Genomic DNA, 23,525 nt, shown 5'->3' on the forward strand with positions numbered 1-23,525 from the left:
CCGCCTCACATCCGGAACACGCCGAAGCGTGTGTCCTCAATCGGTGCATTCAGGGCAGCGCTCAGGCTGAGGTGCAAAACGTCCCGTGCCTTGCGGGGGTCGATCACACCGTCGTCCCAAAGTCGCGCGGAGGCATAGAGCGGATGTGACTGCCCTTCGAACATATCAATGGTCGGCTGTTTGAACGCGGCTTCTTCCTCGGCAGACCACGTGCCCCCGCCCCGCTCGATCCCATCGCGTTTCACGGTGGCCAGAACACCTGCCGCTTGCGCGCCGCCCATCACGGAGATGCGCGAATTCGGCCAGGACCACAGGAACCTTGGGGAATAGGCGCGCCCGGCCATGCCGTAGTTGCCCGCGCCAAAGGACCCGCCGACCAACATCGTGACCTTAGGCACAGACGTGGTCGCCACCGCCGTCACCATCTTGGCCCCGTGGCGTGCGATCCCCTCGTTTTCATATTTCCGGCCCACCATAAAGCCCGTGATGTTTTGCAGGAACACCAGTGGGATCTTGCGCTGCGAACACAGCTCGATAAAATGCGCCCCCTTCTGGGCCGCTTCGGAAAACAGCACACCATTATTGGCGATTATGCCCACCGGTACGCCCTTGATATGGGCAAACCCACAGACCAACGTTTCACCGAACCGCGCCTTGAACGGATCAAAGCGCGAGCCGTCCACAATGCGCGCGATCACCTCGTGAATATCGTATGGCGTCCGCAGATCAGCAGGCACAACACCCAGTATCTCTTCGGGGTCGTAAGCGGGTTCTTCAACGCTTTGCAGGGTAACCGTTGTTGTTTTGCGCAGGTTCAGGTTCCCAACACTTCGACGTGCAAGGGCCAGCGCATGCTCATCATCTTCGGCCAGGTAATCAGCCACGCCTGAAAGCCGCGTGTGCACATCGCCTCCGCCAAGATCTTCGGCGCTCACAACCTCGCCCGTGGCGGCCTTGACCAGCGGTGGCCCCGCCAGAAAGATCGTGCCTTGTTCCTTCACGATGATCGTCACGTCGGACATGGCGGGGACGTAGGCGCCACCAGCGGTACAGGATCCCATGACGACAGCAATCTGCGGAATGCCCTTGGCGCTCATCTGCGCCTGATTGAAAAAGATGCGGCCAAAGTGGTCTCGGTCCGGGAACACCTCGTCCTGGTTCGGCAGGTTCGCACCGCCACTGTCGACCAGGTAAATGCAGGGCAAATGGTTCTGCTCGGCGATCTCTTGGGCGCGCAGGTGCTTTTTGACGGTCATTGGGTAGTAGGTGCCGCCTTTCACAGTGGCGTCGTTGCACACCACCATGACCTCGTGCCCCATGACACGGCCCACTCCTGCAATCACCCCTGCACACGGCGCGGCACCATCATAAAGCCCGTGGGCAGCTGTTGCCCCGACCTCAAGAAAGGGCGAACCCGGATCCAACAGATTGGCCACCCGATCACGCGGCAGCATCTTGCCGCGACTGATATGCCGGTCTCGCGACCGTTCACCGCCGCCCTGCACGGCAGCCCAAGCAGCCTCTTCAACAACCCGCAATGCATCCAGATGCGCTGTTCGGTTGGAACAAAAAACATCGGATCCGGTCAGGACCGAAGAGCTCAGGCGCATGGAATTACTCCGTTTGGGTTCAAGGATGTGGACCGAATGTCGCAACAAGAATTCAGTTCCGATTGATCTGGATCATCGCGGAAAAGTGCTGCGCTGGCAAAAGATATGCTGGAACTCAAAAACAGGTGAAAAAAGAGATGAAACACACCAGCAGATTCGTTGTCGCCGCTTGCACCGCCTTGGCCCTTGCCGGGGGGGTATCCGCCCAATCGCAAGGGGACTGGACCCTTGGTGTCGGCCTTGGCGGCGTTTTCCCCGACTCCGATAATGGAACCGTTGCAAGCAGCACTGCAGACGTCGATGAAGGCTATGCACTGACCATTACCGGCGAATACTTCTTCCTCGACAACTGGGGTATCGAGCTGTTGGCCGCGACCCAGTTCAAGCATGATGTATCCTTGTCCGGGTCCGGAGAAATCGGATCGGTCAAGCATCTGCCGCCTACCCTGTCGGTCAACTATCACTTCCCGACCCAGACCGTCTGGAAACCCTATCTGGGCATTGGCGTGAACTACACCACCTTCTCGGACGAATCCTCGCGTCTTGGGGACCTTGAGTTGGACGACAGCTGGGGCGTGGCAGTACAAGCCGGTATCGACTATGCGATCAGCGATCGTGATGCATTCCGCGCCAACATCCGCTGGATCGACATCGACAGCGACGTTCGCTTGGACGGCGCAAAGGTGGGCACCGCCGAGATTGACCCGATTGTCTTGAACTTCGCCTATGTGCGGCGCTTCTAGGGTCGTCAATGCGCGCGTCATGCGCGGATCTCACGGGCTGCACGCGCCTTGAGTTCTTTGCGAATAACCTTGCCTGTGACGGTCATGGGCAAGGTATCTAGAAATTCGATTTCTCTTGGGTATGAATAACTTGCGAGCCGATCCTTCACGAAGGATTGCAGCGCTTGAACGTCCGGGTTCGTTCCCGGTTTTCGCACGACATAGGCTTTGACGATCTCTGTTCGCAGCGCGTCAGGCTTGCCCACAACGCCGACTGTGGCAACATCGGGGTGGGTCAAAAGACAGTCTTCGATTTCCGCTGGGCCAATCCGATACCCGCCAGAGGTAATGACGTCATCGTCGCGCCCGATAAAGCGGATATCGATTCCGTCTTGGCGACCGCGGTCACCTGTCACCATCCAATCGCCCCGAAACTTTTCGGCTGTTGCCTCAGGCCGTTGCCAGTACTCCAGCATCATGGACGGCGCACCACGCCCAATTGCAATGTCACCTTCGCCATCCGTGATGTCGCCCTTCTCGTCAATGACGGCCACGTCAAAACCGGGAACAGGTCGTCCCATGCAACCCGGTTTGGTTTCGTACTGCGCCGCACAGGATGTAACGACCATGTTGCATTCCGTCTGGCCGTAGAACTCATTGATCATGACGCCCAGCGCGTGACGGCCCCAAACAAGCATTTCGGCCCCAAGCGGCTCACCCCCGCTCGCAACGGACCTCAAGCCGTCAAGTTGTGCCCCTTCGGCTTTCAGCATGCGCAAAGCGGTTGGAGGGAAAAATACATTCTTCACAGATGCTTGCGAGATGACCTTTGCACATCCGTCAACTGTGAACTTTGGCATACGTGCGGCGACAACCGGCACACCGATGGCAAGACCCGGCATCAGGACATCGAACAGCCCCCCTATCCATGCCCAGTCAGCGGGGGTCCACAGGCAGTCACCAGTCTGGCCAAGCCGGTTGTGGCTGAGTGTAACGCCGGGAAGATGCCCATCCAGAACGCCATGCCCGTACAACGCACCTTTGGGCGTGCCGGTGGTGCCAGACGTGTAGATCACAATAGCAGGCGTTTCCGGTGCAGCAGGAAAAAACGGGACAGGATCCCCAAGAATGCCCGCATCTTTAGCCAGCCAACAGGATGTTAGACCGCCAACCAGTTCCATGCCTTCTGCATCGGTCAGAACCAACAAAGCGCCTGCGTCATTGATGCGTGTACGCAAAGCATCAGACTTAAAGAGTTTGAATAAAGGTACTGAAATTGCGCCTATTTTCCAGATCGCCAAATGCGCTACAGCACACCAGGGCGTCTGCGACAGTAGAACGCCAACGCGATCACCGGGTTTCACCTGTGCTTGCAACGCCCGGGCCAGCCCATCCACCATTTTAGACAAATCAGCATAGGTTACATCGACACGCCCGGTAGGCCGTAAATCTATGATCGCAACCTGATCTGCCGGTTGTGCCAGACATTGGGCCGCCATGTTCATGTGCCGCCACCTTGATCGATCAGCGATACCCGGCCCCATCTGTCCACCGAATACAGCGATGCAGCACAACGAACAAAAAAAACAGCCCTGTCATCACCTGGCCATCCTACACATTGGCTGCGATCCCCACCGTGTTGAACCACATGAGCATCGGCCACAGCTTCGATCACGCCGCTGGCGTCCAGCGTCACCTGTCGCTGACCCAGCCAGAACCCACCAAGCGCGGCCAGAACGACCAAGGTGGCCGTGGTAATGACGACCTGAAGCGGCATTACATCATGGCCGAAACCAGTTCACGCCCCACCAGCATGCGCCTGATTTCCGACGTCCCGGCACCGATCTCCATCAGTTTGGCATCACGGAAAATGCGGGCAACCGGCGCGTCGTTCAAAAACCCTGCCCCGCCCATGGCCTGTATGGCCTGATGGGCCTGCTTCATCGCTTCCTCGGAGGCATAAAGGCAGCACGCGGCGGCATCCTGTCGCGTCACCTCTCCACGATCACAGGCCTTTGCCACCTCGTAGACATAAGCGCGTGCCGAATTCATGCCAGCGTACATGTCCGCAATCTTGCCCTGCATCAGTTGGAAATTCCCGATGGGCTGGCCGAATTGCTTGCGTTCGGTGACATAGGGCATGACTTCGTCCAGACAGGCGGCCATGATGCCAAGGGCAATCCCCGCCAGCACAACCCGTTCGTAATCCAGGCCCGACATCAGCACAGCAACGCCGTGCCCTTCTCGGCCCAGGATGTTCTCGAACGGCACTTCAACGTCTTCAAAGATCAGTTCACCCGTATTCGAACCGCGCATACCGAGCTTGTCGAAATGGGGAGGTGTGGAAAAGCCAACCATATCCCGTTCGATCAGGAAAGCGGTCATGCCTTTGGGCCCGGCATCCGGATCCGTCTTTGCATAGACAACCAGCGTATCTGCGTTAGGACCGTTGGTAATCCAGTACTTCGTGCCGTTCAGAATAAAGCGGTCGTTGCGCTTTTCTGCATGCAGCTTCATCGACACCACATCAGATCCCGCACTCGCTTCGGACATGGCCAGCGCGCCCACATGTTGCCCACTAACCAGCCCAGGCAGGTACTTTGCCTTTTGTTCAGGCGTCGCATTCAGCTTGATCTGGTTCACACAAAGGTTGGAATGCGCCCCGTAGCTCAGAGACACAGAGGCGCTCGCGCGCGCAATCTCTTCCACGGCAACGGTATGGGCCAGATAGCCCATGCCAGCGCCACCATCCTCTTCCGAGACAGTGATTCCCAGCAGCCCCAGCTCACCCATCTCAGGCCAAAGTTCGGCCGGAAAGTTGTTGTCGGCATCGATCTTGGCCGCCATCGGCTTCACACGATCCTGCGCCCAACGGTGTACCATATCGCGCAATGCGCCGATCTCGTCACCCAGATCAAAGGTCATTGATGCGTGGAACATGGGTCCTCCCCCGATATTCGCCAATAAATTGAACGCTCGTTCAATAATAACGAGGAAGGATTTCAGTGTCGAGTCCCAGTCCGCGCGGCATCAATGGTCGACGAATTCACGCAGGCTTACTTTTCCATCCTTGTCGGCGTCCAAAAACTCAATGGTTTCGGGAACTGTAGCCGCACCTTGCATGCCAATAGCGGCGCGGCAGTCGGCACTGATCTTGGCTTCGTCCAGACGGTAGGCTGCTACCAACTCCTCGGCGTTGACGTATCCGCTGCCATCCGCGTCAGCCTCAACAAAATCACTGGCGCGTTGGCGCTCATGAGCGGCGATGTATTCCTTGAGTGTCGCCACACCATCACCGTTGCTATCATAAAACTCCATATGGCCATCGGCCAACTTTTCCGGCGTCGCGTTCCACCGCTCCTCCCATTGCGTGCCTTCGCAGGCAGGCGGCACGTCGGTCTCGGCAATGCGATGGGTCATCACGGCGACCAGTTCACTGCGGTCAAGCTTGCCGTCCCGATTGGTGTCCTTTCCGCGAAAATTGCCTTTGAAGTCTGTCTTGGTCTCCGCCTCAGCACCGACAAGCGATACGGATACCAGGACTAGTATGGTGATGAAAACCGGCGCGCCGGCGAAAATCAGTCTCGTCCACATTGGGGCCTCCTTGGTAAAAAGTCGAGGCACGGCATCTTCGGCAATCAATCTTCGCAGGGCTGCACTCATGGATTCGCCGCGCGCCGCCGCACGGGCAGCGAACGCGGATTTCTCACTCAAGCTCACTCGGACTTCGAGCGTTTCGGATTTCTTTTCGTGGTGCATGATTGATGGCATTGTTCTGTGTCGTGCTGCTGATCATAAGCCGCACGTGATGCAACAGATGCTATCATGAGCATGCCGGGACGCACGGGAATTCGTGTCCGGACAACGCTTTTGCCCCCGCGTTAGCGGCGGTCATCCGCTCAATATGGTTTTTCAAGCAGTCATGCGATTGTTGATGCGTGTGACCTCGTCCCGAATGATCCGGGCAATCAAGGCACAGTCTTCCAGACTGAAGGTTAACGGTACGCGCATATCCACAATACCGGCCAACACTCGGTCGCTTGCTGCCATTGGCTTTGACGGAGCATAGCGCCAGCTGTCATAGCGGCTGGTGAACGCGACTGGTTCCGCCGCACCAAACCACTTCAGCTCAACACCGCGCGCAGCACAGCGGGCGACAACCTCGCGTACTGCGGATCCAGCCCAATCCAGAAGCAGGAACTGAATGGACGACCCGACAATTGTCTCCGCCTCTGGTCGATCAATAACCGTCAGACCGGGTGTATCACGCAGACCAGTCTCAAGAGCATAATACCGGTCGTTCCAACGCTGGCATTGCGTTGCCAGATCCGCAATCTGGGGCCTCAGGATGGCCGCACGCAGGTTGTCCATCCGGCCCGATATATTGGGCGTGTGGTATTTGATGTCATCAAAGGCCTCCTTCGGCGGCGCGGCGACATGACGTTCGAACAACATATAGCTACCCGACAGCATGATTGACTTGGCCGCCAGACGTGGATCGTCGGTGATCAGAAAGCCGCCCTCGCCAGAATTGACATGCTTATAGGTCTGGCATGAATAGCACCCGATGGCCCCGTGTCGCCCCGAAGCGATACCGTCCCATGCCGCCCCCATTGTGTGAGCGCAATCCTCAATCACGGTCACGCTTGCCGCGTTGCACATGGCCATCAGGCGATCCATGTCACAGATATGCCCGCGCATGTGGCTGAGAAGCAGCACTTTTGCCTCGTCAAGCTTTCCCGCGAGATCATCCAGATCGATGGTCAGGCTGTCTGTCACCCCCACAAACACCGGCACGGCCCCGATGGACGCAATCGCCCCCGGAACGGGCGCAAGGGTAAAGGCATTGGACAGTACCTTTTCTCCGGCTTGCACCCCGACGGCACGCAGAGCCGTGGCCATTGCATACCCGCCGGATGCCACGGCAAGGCAATATTGCGCGCCAACTTGTGCCGCGAATTCCTGTTCCAGCAACGCCGTTTCCGACGCCTCGCCATCGGCGGTATTGTAGCGGTGCAAACGACCGTGCCGCATGACGGCAATAGCCGCTTCAATCCCCGCTTCGGGTATGGGCTCTTGCTGGGTGAAACTGCCGGTAAAACGTTCTGTCATGCTCGCGTTTGTGGGATGTGGCGCAGAACCCGTCAAGGTGCCTGCTGCTTATTTCAGGTTCCGAAAACGAAGCTGCGGGATTAGCCCAGCGGGCACAGCGCCGTGACCACGGTGGGCAAGGCCGCGTAGTCATCCAACAGCGCCTCGGGCTCCAACGCGGCCATGTCTTCTCCTGACGGGCCGAAAGTCACCAGGACTGATGGCACACCTGCTGCACGGGCAGTATTGCGATCAGTGTCACTGTCACCGACCAGAATACATGTTTGCGGATCGACCCCTAAACGGCGCGTCGCCTCAAACAGCGGCTCTGGATCGGGCTTGCGCACCGGCAGTGTATCCGCCCCCACCAGGCTGCCAAAGGCATCGCGCACCCCAAGATCCTGCATCAACTGTTCGGCCAAACCTTCGGGCTTATTGGTGCAAATGCCTATGGCATAGCCCTGATCAGACAAGGCCGAGATTGCCTGCATGACACCAGGGTAAAGAGTGGTTCGACTGCTGATGTCAGCGGCATAAGCTTCGAGAAGCACGGGGTAATATCGGTCAACCACCGCGTCATCCATCTGGTCCAAACGCGTCAGTCCGGTGCGCAGCATCATTCGCCCACCGCGCAGGGCCACACCCGCATCCTCAGCCCCCAGAACATCGCCAAGCCCCATGTCACGAAAGCAATGATTTGCTGCAGCCAAAAGATCACCACTGGTGTCAGCCAAGGTGCCGTCGAGATCGAAAATCACTGCCGCCATGCGTCGCCCCTTCTGGCGGATGACCGCCTGTTCCTGTTGCAAGCCGAAATCTTCTTTGATTGCCGCACGCTTGCGCCTTTGCGCCCAGCGGATAAACAGGGCCAAACAAAAATACAAAGAGAAAGCCATGAGCGTTGCACTAATCATCCTGGCCGCGGGCAAAGGCACACGGATGAAATCGGACCTGCCCAAGGTCCTTCATCCCATTGCTGGCGCCCCGATGCTGCACCACACACTCAGGGCCGTTTCAGTACTTGAGCCGGCACACACAATCGTGGTCGCCGGACATGGCAGCGATAAGGTGCGCGCGTCAGCGATGGATTTTGAACCAGGCGTTCAGGTGGTACTTCAGGAAGAGCAGCTTGGCACCGGCCATGCCGTGGATCAGGCCCGCGCAGCGCTTGAAGGATTTGAGGGCGACGTGGTTGTCGTCTTTGGTGACACACCCTTTCTACAACCCGGCACCCTCACCCGCATGGTTGAGGCCCGGCGCACCCACGATGTCGTCGTACTGGGCTTTGACATCGCCGAGCTGCAGCCCCGCTACGGACGTCTGGTCATGGACGAGGACCGGCTGGTCAAGATCGTCGAATACAAGGATGCCACCGAAGATGAACGCGCCATCCGCTTTACCAACAGCGGGTTGATGGCCTGTGACGCAAAGGTGCTGTTCGAGCTTCTGTCTGAGGTCACAAACGACAACGCATCGGGCGAATACTACCTAACTGCCGTGCCAGAACTGGCCAATGCGCGCGGACTGAAGGTCACGGCGGTCAAATGCGATGAGGCCGAAACGCTAGGCGTCGATAGCCGCTCTGACCTTGCGGATGCGGGCGCCATCTTTCAGGCTCGAGCGCGCGCCGACTTGCTGGACAGTGGTGTGACAATGATGGCCCCCGACACGGTGTATCTGTCCTTTGATACCGTCGTCGGGCGCGACGCGCTGATCGAACCCAACGTGGTCTTTGGCCCCGGTGTAACGGTCGAAAGCGATGCGACCATCCGCGCGTTCTCGCATCTGGAAGGGTGTCACGTGTCGCGCGGCGCAATCGTCGGCCCCTATGCCCGGCTGCGGCCCGGTACTGAGTTGTCCGAAGACGTGCGAGTCGGTAATTTCGTTGAAATCAAGAATGCAGCAGTGGCCGCAGGCGCCAAGGTCAATCATCTGTCCTATATCGGCGACGCGTCCGTGGGTGAGGCCAGCAATATCGGTGCGGGCACAATCACCTGCAACTATGATGGCGTCATGAAGCACCGGACCGAGATTGGCAAAGGCGCATTCATAGGATCCAACACTATGCTGGTGGCACCGGTGTCCGTGGGGGACGATGCCATGACCGGATCGGGGTCTGTCATTACATCCGATGTGGAAGAAGGTGCACTGGCCATCGCCCGCGCGCCACAGGTCGAAAAACCAGGTATGGCCCGTAAACTATTCGAAATATTGAAGGCCAAGAAGGCCCGTCAGAGCAGAGGCAGCTAAATGTGTGGAATTGTTGGAGTTCTGGGCAACCATGAAGTGGCGCCCATTCTGGTCGAGGCCCTGAAGCGGCTCGAGTATCGCGGTTATGACAGTGCTGGGATCGCGACGATCAACGGAGGTACCCTGGATCGGCGTCGTGCTGTGGGAAAGCTGGTGAACCTGAGCGACAAGCTGGTGCACGAACCGCTTGCCGGCAAGGCGGGTATCGGACACACACGCTGGGCGACACACGGAGGACCAAGCGTGGGCAACGCGCACCCTCACCGCGCAGGTCCAGTCGCCGTCGTGCACAACGGGATCATCGAAAACTTCCGCGAGTTGCGTGCCGAACTGGCAGAGTCCGGTATCAGCTTTGAAACCGAAACTGATACAGAAACTGTCGCCCTCATGACGCACCACCACATGCAGCAAGGTGCGGCACCGGTCGAGGCTGCCTTCAAGACACTGGCCCGGCTTGAGGGCGCATTTGCCTTAGCTTTTCTTTTCGACGGGCACGACGACCTGATTGTCGCCGCGCGCAAGGGGTCACCCCTTGCGATCGGTCATGGCGATGGTGAAATGTTCGTAGGTTCAGACGCGATTGCATTGGCCCCATTGACGGACCGCATCACGTATCTGGAGGAAGGCGACCGCGCCGTTGTCACCCGCCAAGGGGTTGAAATCCGGGATGTCAACGGAACGCTGGCCAATCGCGCAGTACGTCAGATCCAGATGGACGCTGCCCGCGTCGACAAGGCTGGGCACAAGCACTTCATGGCCAAGGAAATCGCCGAACAGCCCAGCGTGCTGAACAATACGCTTGCAAACTACTTGAGCAGCGATGGTACAATCACCCTGCCGGATCCGGGCATCGACTTCAAAAACATTGACCGACTGACCATGGTCGCCTGCGGTACAGCATACTATGCCTGCCTGACGGCGAAGTATTGGTTCGAACAGATCGCGCGCATACCAGTCGAGGTCGATGTCGCCTCGGAATTCCGGTACCGTGAACCTCCCATCCCGGGCCGCACCTTGGCCCTGTTTGTCAGCCAATCGGGCGAAACGGCCGACACACTCGCCGCTCTACGTTATTGCGAATGCAAGGCGGACAAGATCGTATCGGTGATCAACGTTCCCGAAAGCTCCATCGCACGCGAAAGCGATCTGGCCCTGCCAATCCACGCGGGCGTTGAAGTTGGTGTGGCGTCGACCAAGGCCTTCACCTGCCAATTGACGGTTCTTTTGATGTTGGCCTTGCGTGCAGCGTTGGACCGTGGGGAAATCGATGCAACAGCATTTGCCGACCACGTATCTGCCCTGCGCAGCCTGCCGGCACTTATGACCCATGGCATAGACCGGAGCGCTGCGATGAAGCGTACTGCGCGCAAGTTGGCCGAGGCGCGCGATATCTTGTTCCTGGGGCGTGGCGTTATGTATCCGCTCGCGCTGGAGGGAGCCCTTAAATTGAAAGAAATCAGCTATATACATGCCGAAGCTTATGCATCAGGCGAATTGAAGCATGGTCCTATCGCACTGATCGACAAACATGTTCCCGTAGTTGTCATGGCGCCCAAGGACGGGTTGTTCGACAAAACGGTGTCGAACATGCAGGAGGTCATGGCGCGCAAGGGTAAGGTGGTCTTGGTGTCGAATGCAGATGGCATTTCAGAGGCTGGCGATGGCGTTTGGTCCGAGATCGCGATGCCGGACTGCCCCGATATCGTGGCGCCGATCCTATACGCCCTGCCAGCGCAGCTGCTTGCCTACCACACAGCTGTCGCCAAGGGCACGGACGTAGATCAGCCCCGTAACCTTGCCAAGTCCGTGACTGTGGAATGACACCGGAAGAGACACTGGATCAGATCAAGGCCCATGCTGACGCAGAACGTGCGACAGGGGCCAAAGCCTACCACAAGTCCGAGCGGCTGCATTTGGGCGTGCCCAACCCGGTGCTGAATGATCTGTCCAAACAGTGGCGGCAAGCTCTGGATGTACCTGCCCGCGTCGCGTTGGCAGGTGGATTATGGCAGACAGATATATACGAAGCGCGCGTCGCTGCAGCCAAACTACTGACCCAGGCGCGCATCCGGCCCGATGATGAGGCTTGGGCACTGATTGCATCATGGGTGCCGGATTTCGACAGCTGGGCCATCGCCGATCACGCTTGCATGGCCGGTCAGAAACGGCTCGTTGCCGATCCGACACGTTTGGATCAGGTCGAGAAGTGGACGCACTCAGACCGCATGTGGACACGCCGCGCGGCCCTTGTCATCACCTTGCCATGGACCAAGCAAAACAATCCCAAACCGCTGGATATCGAAATTCGCGACCGGGTGCTGGGCTGGGCTGCAACCTACGTGCCGGACCATACATGGTTCATCCAGAAAGCAATTGCATGGTGGGTCCGCGAGCTCTCAAAACACGACACACCGCGTGCATTGGCATTCCTTGAGGCGCACAGCGAAGCAATGAAACCTTTCGCGCGACGTGAAGCAGGCAAATACCTCTGACCGCCACGGACCGACCGGCAAACAGCTATCCGGCAAAGACGTCAACGTCAGGCAAACCTGTCAACGGCGCTCCCAAGGCCTGCATCGCCTCAAGCGATAGACGGCTGCCGGCAGTGTCCGGTCCATCGATGGGGATCAGTGTCACATCCACCGTCTTGTTGGTTTCGGCGTAATACACCCGACCGTTCTGTTCGACGGATACCAGCGGCGTTTTCAGCCACAAGCCGGGCTCTGCCGCATTTCCAAGGGATGCAACGGTGCGCCCGAGCGTCCCCACCGAAACCTCCGGTTTACCTTCGGAGCCGGTGGTTGACTGATTCTCACCCGGATCATCCGCATCAGTTTCCGGAGCGGAGACACCAGTGTCGACGGACTGCTCGGCAGTTGGCGCAGGCCTGGAACCGCCTGCCCATTCAGGCAACGCATCGCATCCCGCCACACCCAGAACGCAGGCACTCAACACAATCCAACGCATTCTCACACCTCGACTTTGGTCCATTGTCGCGCAATGCCCCTTGCAGCTAGGCCACGCGATGCCTACCAATTAACCTATGACAGCCCCTTTGATCGACCCCTTCCAGCGCGCCATCACCTATCTGCGCGTTTCCGTCACCGACCGGTGTGATTTCCGATGTGTTTACTGTATGTCGGAAAACATGACCTTTCTGCCGAAGAAAGAGTTGCTGACCTTGGAAGAACTGGACCGCATGTGTTCAACCTTTGTCGACCTCGGCGTGCAAAAACTGCGGATCACCGGCGGCGAACCGCTGGTGCGGCGGGATATCATGACCTTTTTCAGCGGCATGGGGCGGCATCTCGAGGCCGGATCGCTCAAAGAGCTGACACTGACGACCAATGGCAGCCAGTTGGAACGGTTCGCTAAAGATCTGTATGCCGCTGGTGTACGCCGCGTGAACGTGTCGCTTGACACTTTGGATGAGAGCAAGTTCGCGGATATCACCCGCTGGGGCCGTCTGCCTCAAGTGCTGCGCGGCATTGATGCCGCACAGGCTGCGGGGCTGCGGATCAAGATCAACGCCGTTGCGCTCAAAGGCTTCAACGAAGACGAACTGCCAACAATCACCCAATGGTGCGCCGAGCGCGACATGGACCTCACGTGGATCGAGGTCATGCCCATGGGCGACATCGGCAACGAGGATCGCTTAGGCCAGTACTGGTCATTGAAAGATGTGCGTGCCCGATATGCCGAACACTACACCGTCACCGACTTGGCCGAGCGTACGGGCGGTCCTGCCCGATATGTGCGGCTCGAGGAAACTGGTCAGAAGATCGGCTTCATCACGCCACTGAGCCACAACTTCTGCGAAAGCTGCAACCGTGTGCGGATCACCTGCACGGGTGAGATTTATATGTGCCTCGGCCAAGAGGACATGGCCGAGCTGCGCGCGCCGCTGCGTGATTTCCCCGAAGACGACGGCCCGCTCAAGAATGCAATTCGCGCGGCCATTGCGCTCAAACCCAAGGGGCACGATTTCGACTATTCCCGGCAACGGTTGGACGGACAGATGCCTCGGCACATGAGCCACACGGGCGGCTAGGTACATCATGCGGCCCACGGCCCTGTTCCGACTCTATCGCGCACTCAGCGCGGTAGCCCTTCCCTTTGCCGCGCGCTCTGCCGTGAACAAGTTACGCCGGGCTGGTGTTACCGTGGATCGCGCACATGAACGTTTGGGACACGCCAGCGCCGAGCGTCCACTTGGTACAGTGATCTGGTTTCACGGAGCGTCGGTGGGTGAGGCGAAATCGGTCCTGCCGCTGATCACCCGCATCTGCGACGTGGCCCCGGAGGTGAAGGTCCTACTGACATCCGGCACCGCCACATCGGCCGAAGCCGTTGCTCCCCACCTGCCTGCAGGCACTATACACCAATTCAGCCCGCTGGACGGCACTGGCCCGCTTACCCGCTTTCTCGACCATTGGCGCCCCGATCTGTGTGTGCTTGTCGAATCCGAACTATGGCCCAACCTGCTCGACATATGCGCGCGCCGTGACCTGCCCATTGCCTTGCTCAACGCACGTTTGTCAGATCGCAGCGCTGACGGATGGAAGAAGTTTCCTGCAACTGCATCTTACGTTCTGCGGGGGATCACATGGGCACATTGCCAAGACCGACGCAGCCGCGATCACCTGCGCGACATGGGACTGGCCGCGGCTGAACAAGCCACTAACCTGAAATCCATTCTCGGATCACCACGTGTGAAGCAGGAACAGCTGGATGCGGCATACAACGCACTGGGTGGACGGCCTGTCTGGGTCGCCGTCTCGACCCATCCCGGCGAGGAAGAGCAGGTGCTGGCCGCGCACAGTGCCCTGTTGACGGCACACCCGAACCTATGCCTGATCCTTGTTCCTCGGCACCCTGAGCGAGCAGACGATATCCTGACCCTGATCCGCGATGCCAGCCTGAGCGTTGCGCAGCGCAGCAAAGACCAGACACTGGATGACCCTGCACAGGTCTACCTTGCCGATACGATGGGCGAGACAGATCTGTGGTACGCTCTCAGCCCAATAGTGTTTCTGGGTGGATCATTTTCCGATGTCGGGGGGCACACTCCGTTTGAACCTGCTGCAGCCCATACAGCGATCTTGCATGGACCAAACTACGCGAACTTTGCCGAAGCCTATGCCGCCTTTCAGATGAAGGATGCGAGCGTACAGGTCAAAGACAGCACAGCCCTTGCAAGAGAAGTCGATGCTCTGCTCACACACCCAAGCCGGGCCGCACAACTGGCCGCCAATGCCCGTCCCCTCGCCCCTACGGGTACAAAGGTGCTGGACTCGATTGCGCAGCACCTCTTCTCTCTGATGGATGGTCAGGCTATGGACCCCCATGCCTGATCTTGCCGATATCGACGTCATTGCCCCGAATTTCAAACGGCGGCTTTCCGGGGTAACGGCAACTGTCGCACGGCTTGTGCCGTTGCAGGCACAATCCATCGCCATCACCGCCTGCGCACCGGAAATGCCGGATGACGTACCGAACATCCCCTGGCCACGCCTTCTGACCATGCCGCGCAGCGGGCCCTCGGGCGCGCGGGTCTGGCACGCCCGGCGCAATGTCGAGATGATCGCGGGTTTGGCTCTGAGCGGTCTGCTGGGCAAGCGGCTCAAGCTGCTCTTCACCTCGGCCAGCCAGCGCCACCACACCGGACTGACCAAGGCGCTGATCGCGCGGATGGACGCGGTCATCGCCACATCTGCCAAGACGGCCAGCTACCTCGAACGCGAGGCTACGGTCATCCACCACGGCATCGATACCGACACCTTTGCGCCGCATCCTGACAAGGCGGTGTTGAGAAACGAACTCGGCCTGCCCAGTGGGCCGCTTGCGGGTTGTTTCGGACGCATTCGGGCGCAAAAGGGCACGGATGTCTTCGTTGATGCAATGATCCGGGTACTGAACGATCATCCAAACGCAGCCGCCATTGTCATGGGCCGGGCCGTCGAAAAGGACCAGGGTTTTCTCGACGATCTCAAAGCTCGTGTGCAGGCAGCCGACCTCGCTGATCGGCTGCTCTTCCTGCCGGAGATTCCCGTCTGGGAAACCCCCCGCCTCTACCAGGCTCTCGACATCTATATTGCGCCGCAGCGATGGGAGGGCTTTGGCCTCACTCCGCTTGAGGCCATGGCCTGCGGTGCGCCCGCCATCGCAACCCGCGTCGGCGCGTTCGAAGAGCTGATTGTCGATGGGCGGACAGGAACACTCATCGACGCTGGTGATGTCGACCAGATGGTAGATGCATCGACCGCGCTGCTGGCCGATCCAGACAGATTGAAGGAATGGTCAAGCAACGCTCGTCAACATATGGTCAACCACTTCCAGCTTCAGCAGGAAGCGGACGCCATCATCGCGATCTACAGAGAACTTCTAAGCTCCTGAAGGGACGGCGGGTGGGGCGATCTGCCAAAGGCAGGAGCGTCACACGAAGTCACGATGCAATCGGTAACCGCTGCTCCACAATCTCCGCCCACCATGAACAACCCGCAGGAATCGCCTCGTCATTGAAGTTGTATTCCGGATGATGAACCATAGCCGTGTCACCGTTACCCATAAGGATATAAGCCCCGGGACGTTCCTCCAGCATAAAGGCGAAATCCTCGCCTCCCATAACCAACGCAGCCTCTTCGCATTGCCCTGACACCGACCGCGCCACGTCAGCAGCAAATTCCGTCTGCTCATCATGGTTCACCATCACCGGGTAGTTCCGGTTGTAATTCACCCGTGCCACACCGCCAAAGGTGCTGGCAACGCCCTCGCAGATCTCGACCACCCGCTTTTCAGCCAGATCTCGCGCCTCGGCACTCATGGTGCGTACCGTACCCATGATCTGCACCGTTTGCGGGATCACGTTAAACGCCTTAGACGATGTCTCGAACGACGTGATGGACACCACGATCCGGTCGATCGGGTCCGCATTGCGGCTCACGATCGATTGCAGCATCGTCACGGCATGAGACGCCATCAGGGTCGTATCGATTGTCTCGTGCGGCTTGGCAGCATGTCCGCCAAGACCTTCGAACTCGATTTCAAGCAGATCGGTTGCCGCAAAAAACGGCCCCGGACGGATAGAAAACTCGCCCACAGGCCGACCCGGCCAGTTGTGCATGCCGTAGACTTCGTGAATGCCCCACCGATCCATCATGCCGTCATTGCACATCTCGCGACCGCCGCCGCCGCCCTCTTCCGCAGGCTGGAAGATCACGACAACCGATCCGTCAAAGATCCGCGTTTCCGAAAGATACTGCGCGGCCCCAAGCAGCATCGCCGTGTGCCCATCATGGCCGCAGGCATGCATGGCCCCGTCGGTTTTCGACGCATATTCAACGCCGGTCGCCTCGTGGATTGGCAGCGCATCCATATCTGCGCGCAGACCAATGACCTTGCCCGATCCATCAGCCTTCCCTTTGATCACGCCCACGACGCCGGTGCGTCCGATCCCTTCAACCACTTCATCACAGCCAAAAGCGCGCAGCTTTTCGGCCACCAGCGCGCTGGTGCGATGGGTATCGAACAGAATTTCGGGATGCTGATGGATGTCACGTCGCCACGCAGTGATGTCGGCGTGCATTTCGGCAAAGCGGTTCTTGATGGGCATTCATGCGTCCTTTGGTTACTGCGCAGGCATACGTTGTTCGACCAGTTCCACGAACCAGCTGGCGCCAGCGGGAATAGCTTCGTCATCGAATTGATATTCGGGGTGATGCACCATCGGCCCATCCCCGTTCCCCAGCATGATGTAGGCGCCGGGACACGCATTCAACATAAACGAGAAATCCTCGGCCGCCATGATCGGGGGGATATCAGTGATCACATCCCCAGCAACGGCGCGGGCTGCCGCTGCAGCATACTCAGTATGTTCATCATGATTAATCGTGACCGGGTACCCAACGGTGTAATCCACCTTGGCTTCGCATTGGTAGGCTTGCGCCGTGGCGGTTACGATCTCGCTCACGCGCGCCTCCACGAAATCCCGCACCTCTGGGTCCAGCGCGCGAACCGTACCGGTCATCCGTGTGACCTGTGGGATAATGTTGTGCGTGTCGATGTCGGAATGCAGCGCGCAGACTGACACAACAGCCGAGGCTAGCGGGTCCACGTTCCGGCTCGCAATACTTTGCAAGCCCAGAATGATATGGGCCGCCGCCACATTGGGGTCGATGGACTGGTGTGGCGCGGCGGCGTGGCCGCCTTTGCCTGTCACCGTCACCTCAAATTCATCTGCTGAGGCCAGCAAAGCCCCCGGCCGAATGGCAAAGCTGCCCGTGGGCAGACCCGGCATGTTGTGCAGTCCATAAACTTCCTGAATGCCCCAACGATCAATCAGGCCATCATTGACCATCTCACGGCCCCCGCCGCCACCTTCCTCGGCAGGTTGAAAGGCGAGCACGACCGTACCGTCAAAGTTCCGCGTCTCGGCCAGATATTGCGCCGCACCCAGCAGGATCGATGTGTGCCCGTCATGGCCACAGGCATGCATTTTCCCTGGGTGCTTTGACGCGTAGTCGAGCCCTGTCGCTTCTTCGATCGGAAGCGCATCCATGTCGGCACGCAAACCAATAACGCGAGCATTCGTGTCCGTACGGCCCTTGATGACTGCAACCACGCCGGTCTTGCCGATGCCCGTTGTGATGTCGTCAACACCGAAGTCTCGCAGCCGTTCCACAACGAAAGCCGCCGTTTCATGCACGTCGAAATCCAGCTCCGGATGCGCGTGCAGGTGTTGGCGCCAGCCCGTGATCTCGGCATGGGTCTCGGCAAGGCGGTTCTTGATGGGCATCGTTGTGATCCTGTCAGACAGATGGGCCGAGGCGCATCTTGCTGCCATCGGAAAAACGGCTCAGGCGGAACCGTGACAGATCATGGCCCGGATCGTTGCCCGTGACCAGAGCGGCCAGCACCTTTCCCATGCCCGGCCCGATACCAAAGCCATGACCACTCATACCCGTTCCGATGGTCAGACCGGGCAATGCAGCCACCCGGTCCACGACAGGCACGACGTCGGGCATGGTGTCGATCATGCCCGCCCAGGCGGTCTTGATGCGAATGGGACCAAAATCGGGAAAAGCTCGTGAAACCCGCGTGTGAGTTGCGCAACTTTGCGGTGGTTTGGGGCCGGATTGAGAATCCGCATATCCTCGAACGGGCTCTGGCCATCCGCATCCCAACTGCGCGGCGTCGACCACGCATCAGGATAGCAACGCGGTGCCGCGGGCAAAAACCGTGTGCCAAAAGGATCGGCGCGCAATTGGGCCAGGTATTTCGGCAATGCGCGAAACGCATCCGGTCCCACAAAAAGCTCATGGAAGCCGCCTGCGGCAAGAGAATAGCCGCCATCCTTGCGCGGACGAAATGCGATGTCGTCATCTGCGCCACCACCCGGATAGACCATCGGGAGGGGATCGGTTGCCGCCACCGTCGCACGCACTGACAACTGTGGCAGCGCAATACCATGACGACGAAGAAATAGTGCGGACCAAGCGCCCCCCGCCAGCACGACCCCGGACGCAGCAATACGGCCCTTTTCGGTGACGACACCCGCAACCCGTCCCGCTTGTATATCGAGTGTGCGCACGGCACAGTTCTCTACAATCGTTGCGCCAGCACGCGCGGCCACGCCGGCAAGTGCCGGCACCGCCACCCAAGGCTCAGCACGCATGTCGGACGCCGTGTATAGTGCCCCAGCGTACGCCCGGGACATTCCAGGGATCAGTTCGCCCACCTCGGCCGTACTCAAAAGGCGGCTGTCCACGCCATTTGCCTCGGCATATGGCAGCCAGTCTGCATAGCGGGCCATATCTGCGTCCGTTTTCGCAAGATAGGTCACCCCACCTTGCGTCAGGCCGATATCGACATTGGTACGCTGCGCCAGTTCGCGCCATAGACGGTTGGCTTCTGCCATGATGGGCAATTCATCCGGATCGCGTCCCTGTTGGCGGATCCAGCCCCAGTTGCGGCTCGATTGTTCGCCCGCAATACGCCCCTTTTCCAACAAGACAACCCCCTGCCCCGCCTCAGCCAGATAGAGAGCGGTACACACTCCGATGACCCCGCCTCCGATCACCACCACATCCGTCTCTGCCGGTGGCGGGCCCGGCCACGCAACAGGCAGATCTTCGTGGATGGGGAAACCCGTCATCGCAGCCTCTCACGATTTGCATATTCGTTCCGAGGCGCAAAACTGCTATGAACCGGAAACTTTGCAGGCACCGCCCCGCTACGCAAGCCGCGCCACAAGATCACGCATAAACGCGTGTCCAGCCTCGAACTGAGCGATGGTGATAAATTCATTGGGTTGGTGTGCTTGCGCTATGTCGCCCGGTCCGCAGACAACCGCGGAATAACCCGCAGCCTGAAACTGACCAGCCTCTGTCCCGTAGCTGACCACGTGAGTGCCATTGTCGCCTGTGATGGCGCGCGCGAGGCTCTCTGCAGCGCCATTCTCCTCGGGCTTTAGGGGTGGCACGTCAAAACGCGTTTCAATCTCTACGCGGGCTTCGGGACGTGTTGCTTTCATCCCCTTTTCAATCTCTGCCACATGGGCAAGGTACGCCTCTTTCAATACCACAACATCATCGCCGGGCACCGCTCGAAAATCCATGGCGAACCGGCAATCTTTGGCAGTGATGTTGTGGGCGGTTCCACCCTGAACCTGACCAACGTGCCACGTGGTGAAGGGCGGGTCGAACATGGCGGCTAGTGCCGATGGCTCGGCCGCCATGTTCTCGGCATTTCGGTGGTTGGCAAAGTCGATGATCTTGGCGCCTTCGAGAATCGCGCTCACGCCTTGCGGCAACAGCGACGAATGCACTTCGAACCCAACCACGTGGGTGTCGAACCCTTGCCCGCCCTTGTGACCCGTAACCGCCTTCAACATCGACGGCTCACCTACGATCACCGGACCACCCTTGGGCACGACACCCTGCATGGCCGCGATCATGGGCGGGGCACCCAGACAGCCGATCTCTTCATCGAAACTCAGCGCCATCTGCAGTGGTGTTGTGACACCAGCGTGATGCGCTTCGACCAGCGCCCAGAGCGCCAGCGCATCAAACCCTTTCATGTCGCAGGTGCCGCGCCCGAAATACTTCCCATCCCGTTCGGTCACGACAAAAGGGTTAGTATCCCAGAGCTGTCCATCTACAGGCACAACATCCGTATGCCCCGAGAGAACAACGGCCCCCTGAACCTCGGGCCCAACATGCGCAAAAAGGGCCGCCTTCGGCTGATCTGGATGGTGGTACCGGTGCGCCGAAATACCGTGATCATTCAGATATTCCTCAACCCAATCCACCAGGGGCAAGTTGGTATCGCGGCTCACTGTCGGAAAGCTGATGAGTTTGGTCATCAGCTCAAGTGGCGTCATTCTGCGTGTCATGTGGATCCTGTTTGAAGCCCAATCAGCTTAGGCATAGTCCTGCACCACCTCCAGTGCAAAAAACCACGGAACGATGCGGAGCAGATGATAGATCATTACAAAGACAGTTGCGCCTTCTGCGCAATTATCTCGGGCAATGCGCCGGCAAGTGTCGTACACCGCGATGATCGGTGCATGGCCTTCATGACCCTGCGCCCATTGCATCTGGGCGAACTCATGGTGATCCCGCTACAGCATATCGACCACTTCACCGATCTGCCCGACGATCTGGCAGCACATATCATGGTGACAGGACAACGGTTGGGGCGGAAGGTGATGCAAGTGTTTCGGCCCACACGGGTCGGATACGTGGTGCACGGCTTCGGCGTCGCACACGCACATCTCAATTTAGTGCCCCTGCGGGACAGCGGAGACATCGTATCGGCAAAGCATATAGTACAGACAGACATGGGGATGCGCATAGCCTACGATGCCGTGCCATTGCGCCCATGTCCCAATCTGGACGCAGACGCGGCGAAGCTCCGAAGCGATCAGTAACCGCTGTCAGTCGTCAGTACAAAGTGACCCGGTTCGACTTCGTTGTATTCCGAGGGGGCAGGATCATAATCGACAGAGTGGATTGGCGACGGGATCGGTTTAAAGTTCAGGTCCTTCTCGGCCTTGCGTTGGCGCGGGTCGGCAATGGGTACTGCTTTCATCAGGGCCTGAGTATAGGGGTGTTGCGGGTTTTCGAACACACGCGCACGCGGACCCATCTCGACAATCCGACCCAGATACATGACGCCCACGTGATGGCTAACCCGCTCGACAACGGCCATATCATGGCTGATGAACAGAAAGGACAGGCCCATCTCGGACTGCAACTCCATCATCAGGTTCAGCACCTGCGCCTGTACCGACACGTCAAGGGCCGATACCGCCTCGTCCGCAATGATCAGTTTGGGGTTCAATGCCAGCGCACGGGCGATGGCCACGCGCTGTCGCTGGCCGCCAGACAGCTCATGCGGATAACGGCGCATGAAGCTGCGTGGCAACTCAACCCTGTCAAACAGCATTTCGATCCGTTTTGTCCCCTCTGCGCCCTTGAACATACCGAAGTTGTGCATGGGCTCGGCCACCTGATCGGCCAACTGCATCTGTGGATTCAGGGACGCAAACGGGTCCTGAAAAATCATCTGCATATCGCGGCGTGCATCCCGAAGATCGCGATCACTCAGCGCCATGATATCCCGACCATCCAGAACAACATGCCCCGATTGCGGCTCAACCAGCCGCAGGATCGATCGACCGGCAGAAGACTTGCCGCAACCCGATTCCCCGACAAGGCTGAGAGTCTGGCCCTTGTTGATGGTGAACGACACGTCTTCAACGGCATGCACATTGGCAACAGTGCGACGGAAAAAGCCGCCCTTTACGGGAAAGCGTGTGGTCAGGTTGCGCACCTCCAGCAGCGTCTCCTCGGTGCCTGGAATTGGCGCGATTTCTCCCTGAGACCGACCCAACAACTTCATCGGTTCGGGGTAGTCCTTTCCGCGCATCTCTCCCAGTTTCGGGACAGCGGCCAGAAGTGCCTTGGTGTAGGTGTGTTGCGGATTTTCGAAAATCTCGGCAACCGGACCTTCTTCGACCTTGTTGCCGCGGAACATGACAACAACGCGGTCCGCCATCTGCGCGACAACGGCCATGTCATGGGTGATGAACATGACAGCCGTGCCTGTCTCGCGCTTCAATCTGTCCATCAGGGCCAGAATCTCCGCCTGGATCGTCACATCCAGTGCAGTCGTCGGCTCATCTGCGATCAGCAGACGCGGTTCACACGCCAGCGCCATGGCGATCACGACCCGCTGTCGCATCCCACCTGACAGTTCATGCGGGTACTGTTTCATCCGGCGCTCGGGCTCCGGAATGCGCACCTGTTGCAAGAGCGACAGCGCGCGCTCTTGGGCCTGCCCCCTGTTCAATCCCTTGTGCAGGCGCAGCCCCTCAGTCAACTGACGTCCCACGGTGAAAACCGGGTTCAGTGCGGTCATCGGTTCTTGAAAGATCATCCCGATCTCATTGCCGCGAATGGTCCGCATCAGACTTTGATCAGTCTCGGCCAGATCGACGGTATCCGCTTTTTTGCGATCAAACAGCAGTCGGCCGGCCGCAATCTCGCCTCCGCCGAACTCCACAAGCCGCATCAGCGAAAGCGACGACACCGATTTACCGGACCCGGACTCACCGACGATACATACGGTTTCGCCTGCGTGGACCTGAAACGACACATCCTCGACCCCAACAACCGGGCCGTCCTTGGTCTGAAACTGCACGCGCAGGTTCTGAATGTTGGCGATAGGCGACGTATCTGAATGGTCGAGCATTTGTATCCCCGTATTCGAGCCTTTTTGGCTCAGCTTTTCCAAAGAGTGGGCGAAGGCACAGGCACTGTCAAATACAGACCTACGAAAATTATCGTTG

Annotated in this window: 20 protein-coding genes and 1 pseudogene; 8 read left to right on the top strand and 13 right to left on the bottom strand. The window is 58.9% G+C overall.

Annotation, left to right across the window (positions count from 1 at the left end):
* Positions 1-5 precede the first annotated feature (5 nt).
* The gene (locus Q1A75_RS01360; protein ID WP_299549800.1) at positions 6-1,610 is read right to left on the bottom strand and encodes a carboxyl transferase domain-containing protein; all 1,605 of its coding nucleotides are present in this window, start codon (positions 1,608-1,610) and stop codon (positions 6-8) included.
* A gap of 137 nt (positions 1,611-1,747) precedes the next feature.
* On the opposite strand from Q1A75_RS01360, the gene Q1A75_RS01365 reads away from it, so the two are divergent.
* Positions 1,748-2,353, top strand: coding sequence for an OmpW family outer membrane protein (locus Q1A75_RS01365; RefSeq protein ID WP_299549803.1), 606 nt, complete (start codon positions 1,748-1,750; stop codon positions 2,351-2,353).
* 17 nt (positions 2,354-2,370) lie between these two features.
* Here the strand turns inward: Q1A75_RS01365 and Q1A75_RS01370 are convergent, their stop codons facing one another.
* The 6 genes from Q1A75_RS01370 to Q1A75_RS01395 form a co-directional block, all read right to left on the bottom strand.
* On the bottom strand, positions 2,371-3,837 hold the full coding sequence (locus Q1A75_RS01370) for an AMP-binding protein (RefSeq protein ID WP_299549806.1): 1,467 nt from the start codon (positions 3,835-3,837) through the stop codon (positions 2,371-2,373).
* Entirely contained in the window at positions 3,834-4,109 is a 276-nt protein-coding gene (locus Q1A75_RS01375) for a hypothetical protein (protein WP_299549809.1), read from the bottom strand. Before Q1A75_RS01375 ends, Q1A75_RS01370 begins: the two co-directional genes overlap by 4 nt.
* Positions 4,109-5,272, bottom strand: coding sequence for an isovaleryl-CoA dehydrogenase (locus Q1A75_RS01380; protein WP_299549812.1), 1,164 nt, complete (start codon positions 5,270-5,272; stop codon positions 4,109-4,111). Before Q1A75_RS01380 ends, Q1A75_RS01375 begins: the two co-directional genes overlap by 1 nt.
* Before the next feature lie 90 nt (positions 5,273-5,362).
* Entirely contained in the window at positions 5,363-6,091 is a 729-nt protein-coding gene (locus Q1A75_RS01385; protein WP_299549815.1) for a hypothetical protein, read from the bottom strand.
* Between the two features lie 153 nt (positions 6,092-6,244).
* Positions 6,245-7,444: a DegT/DnrJ/EryC1/StrS family aminotransferase gene (locus Q1A75_RS01390; protein ID WP_299549818.1), complete on the bottom strand. Its 1,200-nt coding sequence runs from the start codon at positions 7,442-7,444 to the stop codon at positions 6,245-6,247.
* A gap of 80 nt (positions 7,445-7,524) precedes the next feature.
* Positions 7,525-8,190, bottom strand: a complete 666-nt coding sequence (locus Q1A75_RS01395) for an HAD-IA family hydrolase (protein ID WP_299549821.1) — start codon at positions 8,188-8,190, stop codon at positions 7,525-7,527.
* A gap of 127 nt (positions 8,191-8,317) precedes the next feature.
* On the opposite strand from Q1A75_RS01395, the gene glmU reads away from it, so the two are divergent.
* The 3 genes from glmU to Q1A75_RS01410 are packed head-to-tail and all read left to right on the top strand — an operon-like array spanning position 8,318 to position 12,165.
* Positions 8,318-9,673: a bifunctional UDP-N-acetylglucosamine diphosphorylase/glucosamine-1-phosphate N-acetyltransferase GlmU gene (glmU, locus tag Q1A75_RS01400; protein WP_299549823.1), complete on the top strand. Its 1,356-nt coding sequence runs from the start codon at positions 8,318-8,320 to the stop codon at positions 9,671-9,673.
* Positions 9,674-11,494 carry a glutamine--fructose-6-phosphate transaminase (isomerizing) gene (gene glmS / locus Q1A75_RS01405; RefSeq protein WP_299549826.1) on the top strand — a complete coding sequence of 607 codons (1,821 nt, stop codon included), beginning with the start codon at positions 9,674-9,676 and terminating at the stop codon, positions 11,492-11,494.
* Positions 11,491-12,165, top strand: a complete 675-nt coding sequence (locus Q1A75_RS01410) for a DNA alkylation repair protein (RefSeq protein WP_299549829.1) — start codon at positions 11,491-11,493, stop codon at positions 12,163-12,165. The genes glmS and Q1A75_RS01410 overlap by 4 nt, the downstream gene beginning before the upstream one ends.
* Positions 12,166-12,190: 25 nt before the next feature.
* On the opposite strand, the gene Q1A75_RS01415 is transcribed toward Q1A75_RS01410, so the two are convergent.
* Entirely contained in the window at positions 12,191-12,640 is a 450-nt protein-coding gene (locus Q1A75_RS01415) for a hypothetical protein (protein ID WP_299549832.1), read from the bottom strand.
* 76 nt (positions 12,641-12,716) lie between these two features.
* On the opposite strand from Q1A75_RS01415, the gene moaA reads away from it, so the two are divergent.
* The 3 genes from moaA to Q1A75_RS01430 are packed head-to-tail and all read left to right on the top strand — an operon-like array spanning position 12,717 to position 16,069.
* The gene (gene moaA, locus Q1A75_RS01420; protein WP_299549835.1) at positions 12,717-13,724 is read left to right on the top strand and encodes a GTP 3',8-cyclase MoaA; all 1,008 of its coding nucleotides are present in this window, start codon (positions 12,717-12,719) and stop codon (positions 13,722-13,724) included.
* A gap of 7 nt (positions 13,725-13,731) precedes the next feature.
* Complete coding sequence (locus Q1A75_RS01425; protein ID WP_299549838.1) at positions 13,732-15,027, top strand: 3-deoxy-D-manno-octulosonic acid transferase; 1,296 nt, start codon at positions 13,732-13,734, stop codon at positions 15,025-15,027.
* Positions 15,020-16,069 (top strand): glycosyltransferase family 4 protein, encoded by a 1,050-nt coding sequence (locus Q1A75_RS01430; RefSeq protein ID WP_299549841.1) that lies wholly within the window; start codon positions 15,020-15,022, stop codon positions 16,067-16,069. The genes Q1A75_RS01425 and Q1A75_RS01430 overlap by 8 nt, the downstream gene beginning before the upstream one ends.
* Positions 16,070-16,118: 49 nt before the next feature.
* Here the strand turns inward: Q1A75_RS01430 and Q1A75_RS01435 are convergent, their stop codons facing one another.
* The 4 genes and pseudogenes from Q1A75_RS01435 to argE all read right to left on the bottom strand — a co-directional run bounded on the left by Q1A75_RS01435 (position 16,119) and on the right by argE (position 21,065).
* Positions 16,119-17,285, bottom strand: a complete 1,167-nt coding sequence (locus Q1A75_RS01435) for a M20 aminoacylase family protein (protein ID WP_299549844.1) — start codon at positions 17,283-17,285, stop codon at positions 16,119-16,121.
* Between the two features lie 15 nt (positions 17,286-17,300).
* Complete coding sequence (locus Q1A75_RS01440; RefSeq protein ID WP_299549847.1) at positions 17,301-18,467, bottom strand: M20 aminoacylase family protein; 1,167 nt, start codon at positions 18,465-18,467, stop codon at positions 17,301-17,303.
* A gap of 13 nt (positions 18,468-18,480) precedes the next feature.
* A pseudogene (locus Q1A75_RS01445) lies at positions 18,481-19,826 on the bottom strand (FAD-binding oxidoreductase).
* A gap of 78 nt (positions 19,827-19,904) precedes the next feature.
* The gene (gene argE / locus Q1A75_RS01450; RefSeq protein WP_299549850.1) at positions 19,905-21,065 is read right to left on the bottom strand and encodes an acetylornithine deacetylase; all 1,161 of its coding nucleotides are present in this window, start codon (positions 21,063-21,065) and stop codon (positions 19,905-19,907) included.
* 84 nt (positions 21,066-21,149) lie between these two features.
* Between argE and Q1A75_RS01455 the strand changes: the two genes are divergently transcribed.
* The gene (locus tag Q1A75_RS01455; RefSeq protein ID WP_299549853.1) at positions 21,150-21,602 is read left to right on the top strand and encodes an HIT family protein; all 453 of its coding nucleotides are present in this window, start codon (positions 21,150-21,152) and stop codon (positions 21,600-21,602) included.
* Here the strand turns inward: Q1A75_RS01455 and Q1A75_RS01460 are convergent.
* The gene (locus Q1A75_RS01460) at positions 21,596-23,428 is read right to left on the bottom strand and encodes an ABC transporter ATP-binding protein (RefSeq protein WP_299549856.1); all 1,833 of its coding nucleotides are present in this window, start codon (positions 23,426-23,428) and stop codon (positions 21,596-21,598) included. The two genes, Q1A75_RS01455 and Q1A75_RS01460, sit on opposite strands and share 7 nt — an antisense overlap.
* Between the last annotated feature and the right edge of the window lie 97 nt (positions 23,429-23,525).

The organism is uncultured Tateyamaria sp. (genome assembly GCF_947504105.1).
Taxonomy (GTDB): Bacteria; Pseudomonadota; Alphaproteobacteria; order Rhodobacterales; family Rhodobacteraceae; genus Tateyamaria.

Excerpts from the sequence above, each read along its gene's own strand:
- Q1A75_RS01455 (WP_299549853.1), top strand. The coding sequence starts at position 21,150 with ATGATAGATCATTACAAAGACAGTTGCGCCTTCTGCGCAATTATCTCG.
- Q1A75_RS01385 (WP_299549815.1), bottom strand. The coding sequence starts at position 6,091 with ATGCACCACGAAAAGAAATCCGAAACGCTCGAAGTCCGAGTGAGCTTG.
- Q1A75_RS01435 (WP_299549844.1), bottom strand. The coding sequence starts at position 17,285 with ATGCCCATCAAGAACCGCTTTGCCGAAATGCACGCCGACATCACTGCG.
- Q1A75_RS01395 (WP_299549821.1), bottom strand. The coding sequence starts at position 8,190 with ATGGCGGCAGTGATTTTCGATCTCGACGGCACCTTGGCTGACACCAGT.
- Q1A75_RS01365 (WP_299549803.1), top strand. The coding sequence starts at position 1,748 with ATGAAACACACCAGCAGATTCGTTGTCGCCGCTTGCACCGCCTTGGCC.
- glmS (WP_299549826.1), top strand. The coding sequence starts at position 9,674 with ATGTGTGGAATTGTTGGAGTTCTGGGCAACCATGAAGTGGCGCCCATT.
- Q1A75_RS01360 (WP_299549800.1), bottom strand. The coding sequence starts at position 1,610 with ATGCGCCTGAGCTCTTCGGTCCTGACCGGATCCGATGTTTTTTGTTCC.
- Q1A75_RS01410 (WP_299549829.1), top strand. The coding sequence starts at position 11,491 with ATGACACCGGAAGAGACACTGGATCAGATCAAGGCCCATGCTGACGCA.
- Q1A75_RS01380 (WP_299549812.1), bottom strand. The coding sequence starts at position 5,272 with ATGTTCCACGCATCAATGACCTTTGATCTGGGTGACGAGATCGGCGCA.
- Q1A75_RS01375 (WP_299549809.1), bottom strand. The coding sequence starts at position 4,109 with ATGCCGCTTCAGGTCGTCATTACCACGGCCACCTTGGTCGTTCTGGCC.
- Q1A75_RS01430 (WP_299549841.1), top strand. The coding sequence starts at position 15,020 with ATGCCTGATCTTGCCGATATCGACGTCATTGCCCCGAATTTCAAACGG.
- Q1A75_RS01460 (WP_299549856.1), bottom strand. The coding sequence starts at position 23,428 with ATGCTCGACCATTCAGATACGTCGCCTATCGCCAACATTCAGAACCTG.
- Q1A75_RS01370 (WP_299549806.1), bottom strand. The coding sequence starts at position 3,837 with ATGAACATGGCGGCCCAATGTCTGGCACAACCGGCAGATCAGGTTGCG.
- moaA (WP_299549835.1), top strand. The coding sequence starts at position 12,717 with ATGACAGCCCCTTTGATCGACCCCTTCCAGCGCGCCATCACCTATCTG.
- glmU (WP_299549823.1), top strand. The coding sequence starts at position 8,318 with ATGAGCGTTGCACTAATCATCCTGGCCGCGGGCAAAGGCACACGGATG.
- Q1A75_RS01425 (WP_299549838.1), top strand. The coding sequence starts at position 13,732 with ATGCGGCCCACGGCCCTGTTCCGACTCTATCGCGCACTCAGCGCGGTA.
- argE (WP_299549850.1), bottom strand. The coding sequence starts at position 21,065 with ATGACACGCAGAATGACGCCACTTGAGCTGATGACCAAACTCATCAGC.
- Q1A75_RS01440 (WP_299549847.1), bottom strand. The coding sequence starts at position 18,467 with ATGCCCATCAAGAACCGCCTTGCCGAGACCCATGCCGAGATCACGGGC.
- Q1A75_RS01415 (WP_299549832.1), bottom strand. The coding sequence starts at position 12,640 with ATGCGTTGGATTGTGTTGAGTGCCTGCGTTCTGGGTGTGGCGGGATGC.
- Q1A75_RS01390 (WP_299549818.1), bottom strand. The coding sequence starts at position 7,444 with ATGACAGAACGTTTTACCGGCAGTTTCACCCAGCAAGAGCCCATACCC.